This window comes from Vibrio genomosp. F10 str. 9ZD137 (genome assembly GCF_049974785.1).
Classification (GTDB): Bacteria; Pseudomonadota; Gammaproteobacteria; order Enterobacterales; family Vibrionaceae; genus Vibrio.
Map to the genome: position 1 here is coordinate 1 of NZ_JBNGCJ010000107.1, position 1,314 is coordinate 1,314.

A 1,314-nucleotide genomic window follows, 5' to 3' on the forward strand; every position below is an offset into this window, starting at 1 on the left:
AACCGCTCTTCCGATCTCATGGTGCTGCAAGATGCTATAGGCAAAGGTGCATGGTCAGTACTGGGGACCGATATTTCAGATTTGGCGATTCAAAAGTCGAAACTGTGTAATTACGATTTGTCGGCAGCGGAAAAAATCCCTTCCTCTTACCGAAGAGCCTATTGTTTGAAGGGCGTTGGTACCTATTCTGATCATTTTACATTGGTACCTGCACTCAAGAAATATTGTGATTTTCGAACTCAGAGTCTTTTAACACCCGTAGGTTCAGAGTTGTACGAAGTGATTTTTTTAAGGAATGTATTGATCTATTTCTCTCATGAAAAACAACAGCGTATTGTGGGAAATATCATCAATGCATTAAAGATAAATGGGCTTTTATTTTTGGGGCATAGTGAAAATATTTTGCGTGATAACCCTAAAGTAGAGTTGGTCGATAACTGTATTTACAGAAAGGTAGCCCATGAATAAACCTCCTTACAAAGTCTTTATCGTCGATGACTCTGCGGTGATGAGACAGGTATTGGGTGAGGTGATCGCTGCTGATAAAGACCTAGCACTCATCGGTGTCGCTCCTGACCCTATATTGGCGTTACGAAAAATGAATAAGCAGTGGCCTGATGTTATTTTGCTGGATATCGCGATGCCGAAAATGGATGGCATCTCTTTTCTGAAGCAGATTATGTCAACGCACCCAACCCCAACGGTGATCTGCTCTTCAAAAACAGAAGAGAAGGTAGAGCTGAGTTTAGAAGCGCTATCTTCAGGGGCTATCGAGGTGATCAATAAGCCTCAAAGTAGCCTGTCTGAATTTTTACATTCGCAGGAAGTGCACAAGATTTTAAAGGCATTGAAGCGTGCAGCAACCGTTAAAGTGAAACCACTAAAATACCTGAGTGAAGAAACGTATCGAGAAACGAAGTCAGCAGATGTCATGCTAAAAGCAGCGTCGAGTAAAGTGCTTTCTAACGAGAAAGTGATTGTGATAGGGGCGTCAACGGGCGGCACTGAAGCTATATTACAGTTTTTGATCGAAACCCCTTTGAATAGCCCCCCCATTGTTATCGTGCAACATATGCCGCCTAAATTTACCTTGGCGTTTGCACAGCGTTTAAATCATGAAACGAGGCACCAGGTCGTTGAAGCCGAAGACGGAATGAGACTGATGCCGGGAGTGGTCTATATTGCTAAAGGTGGCGTGCATTTGATGATAACCAGCCATTCTGGCCATTATTACCTAGAATTAAAAGATGGGCCTTTGGTTTCTAGGCATAAACCGTCTGTCGATGTGTTGTTTCGATCGGCGGCGCAAGCAGC

2 protein-coding genes are annotated in these 1,314 nt (G+C 43.4%); both read left to right on the forward strand.

The window, feature by feature from the left end:
• The coding region (locus ACP45E_RS01345) for a CheR family methyltransferase (protein ID WP_277815668.1) at positions 1-468 on the forward strand (468 nt) is incomplete at its 5' end.
• A partial coding sequence (gene cheB, locus ACP45E_RS01350) for a chemotaxis-specific protein-glutamate methyltransferase CheB (RefSeq protein ID WP_069584615.1) occupies positions 461-1,314 on the forward strand: 854 nt, incomplete at its 3' end. The genes ACP45E_RS01345 and cheB, both read left to right, overlap by 8 nt.